The sequence below is a fragment of the Polaromonas sp. genome (genome assembly GCF_043778355.1).
Lineage (GTDB): Bacteria > Pseudomonadota > Gammaproteobacteria > Burkholderiales > Burkholderiaceae_C > Polaromonas.
In genome coordinates, this window is record NZ_JAYWHI010000092.1 from 1 (window position 1) to 2,666 (window position 2,666).

Consider the following 2,666-nt stretch of genomic DNA (forward strand, 5'->3'; position numbering starts at 1 on the left):
AAAAGCTGAAGGAGCCGGAAAATTTAGAAACTAGTCTGCTGCGCAGCCGTCGAACATCTAAATTTTTTAATCCGTCTCCTTCAGCTTTTTCAAGCCCAGCCGGGACGGGTTTAGGGAATGAACTCGGACTTCCTCCCTCTCCCTGCGGGAGAGGGTTGGGGTGAGGGCTGCCCCCGCATCCGAATTTATCTCCCCAACCCGTCCTGGCTGGGCTGAGGAGCGCAGGAGGCAGCGGAAACAAATTTTTAGATGTCCGACGGCTGCAAAGCAGACTAGTTTCTAAAAATTCCGCTGCCTTCGAGCACCGCAAGTTGCCCGAAGCGCCAGCGTAGGGACCCAGACTGCGGGTCGCCTTTTCTTTGGTTACTTTCTTTTGGCGAAGCAAAAGAAAGTGACTCGCAGCCGGGCGACTCCCGGCAAACCCCGCAGAGTTAAAACCGCTATCAATTAAGAAGCTACTCGCGCCCATATTCATTAGTCTGGAGGCATAAAACATACGTAAAAACTAGCCTTTTCGACCCAATTTACGTCCCAACCGATCAAACCCCAAATAAATAACCGGCGTCGTGAACAAAGTAAGCACCTGACTAACAACAAGTCCCCCAAAAATCGCCAGCCCAAGAGGACGACGAAGCTCAGAGCCCTCCCCCCACCCCAACATCAAAGGAACAGCAGCAAACAAAGCCGCCAACGTCGTCATCAAAATAGGCCTGAATCTCAAAAGAGCCGCCTGATGAATCGCCTCCTGCGCCGACTTGCCTTGCGTTCGCTCCGCATCAATCGCAAAGTCAATCATCATGATGGCGTTTTTCTTGACGATGCCGATCAGCAAAATAATGCCGATGATGCCGATCACACCCAAGTCTGAGCCGCTGATCATCAGCGCCAGCAGCGCGCCCACACCCGCAGACGGCAGCGTCGACAAAATCGTCAGCGGGTGAATGTAGCTTTCATACAGCACACCCAGCACGATGTACACACATACCAGCGCCGCCAAAATCAGCCACAACTGGCTGGCCAGCGATGCCTCGTACGCGCCGGATGCGCCCAAGAAAGTCAGGCTCACGCTGGCAGGCAGGGCAATGTCCTTGGCGGCTTGTTTAATGTCGTCAACCGCTTTGCCCAGAGATGTGCCGGGCGCTGTGTCAAACCCAAGTGTGGTGGCGGGGAACTGGTCGACGTTGGTGACTTGCAGCGGCGCAGGCCGTTCGGTGATGGTAGCGATGCTGGCCAGTGGCGTGGTGCCGCCTGCGCCGGTTTTAAGCTGCAAGCTGCCCAGTGAGGCGGCCGTCGTCAGTTGATTGGGCAAAGCCTCCAAGATCACGCGGTATTGATTCGTCTCGGTAAAAATGGTTGAGACGATTCGCTGACCGAAGGCGCTGTAGAGCGCGTCATCAATCGAAGAAGTGGAAATGCCCAAGCGTGAAGCCGTGTCGCGGTCGACGGTGACGAAGACCGATGCGCCTGTTGCCCCCGCATCCGTCGCCACATTGCGCACGCTGGCTAGGGTGGCCATGCGCTCGGCCAGTTTTTTGGCCCACTGCACCACCACTTTGTTGTCTGAGCCTTCTAACGATGCGCGATACTGGGTTGGCCCGGTTTCAGCGTCAATCGTCAGGTCTTGGGTGGGCTGCAGGTACAGCGTCACACCTGGAATTTTGCTGGCGCTTTCTTTTAGTCTCGCTATCGTCGCCTGCTGGCTGGTTGTGCGTACTTTTTTCAAATTGATCAGCATGCGGCCGGTGTGCAGCATGGTGTTGTTGGCAGCGTCTACGCCGACAAATGACGATAAATTTTCAACGTCCGGGTCTTCAAGAATTACTTTGGCGGTGGCTTGCTGCAGCTCGGCCATGCGGGCGTAGGAGATGGATTGCGTTGCTTGCACGCGCGCTTGCAACTGGCCTGTGTCTTGTGTAGGGAAGAGTCCCTTGGGAATCACCAAGTAAAGGAGCACCGTGAGTGCCAGCGTTAAAAATGCCACCAGTAGTGTGATGAACTGGTGCTTCAAAACCCAGGTCAACCCGCCGTCATAGCGCGTCATCACGCCGCTGAAAAACTGTTGCAGTTTGCCTTCTTCGTTCTTGGGAGATGCCTTTTTTAACCATCTTGCAGACATCATCGGCACCAGCGTTAAAGACACCACCGCAGAAATCAAAATGGTGATGGCCAGCGTGACTGCAAACTCCCTGAACAAGCGCCCCACCACATCGCCCATGAACAGCAGTGGAATCAACACCGCAATCAGCGACACCGTCAGCGAAATAATTGTGAAACCAATTTGCGCTGCACCTGTGATGGCGGCCTGCATGGGTGCCATGCCTTCTTCAATATAGCGTGAGATGTTTTCAATCATCACAATCGCGTCATCAACCACAAAGCCTGTAGCAATCGTCAATGCCATCAAACTCAAATTGTTCAAGCTGTAACCCAGCATGTACATCGCGCCGCAGGTGCCAATCAGTGATATCGGCACGGCCAGACTGGCAATGACGGTGGCGCGCAAGCTGTGCAAGAAAGCAAAAATTACCAGCACCACCAGCAGCACAGCCAGCAGCAATTCGATTTGCACATGCATGACGGACGCGCGTATGCCGGTGGTGCGGTCGCTCAGCACATCAACTTTGACGGATGCAGGCAAGCCGGACTGCAGCTCGGGCAGGCGTGCC

Annotated in this window: 1 protein-coding gene; it reads right to left on the bottom strand. The window is 54.8% G+C overall.

All coding sequences use genetic code 11. From position 1 onward, the window contains the following. Positions 1-505: 505 nt before the first annotated feature. Positions 506-2,666: efflux RND transporter permease subunit (locus ACH2CW_RS13170; protein ID WP_395058844.1), on the bottom strand; the 2,161-nt coding region annotated here is incomplete at its 5' end.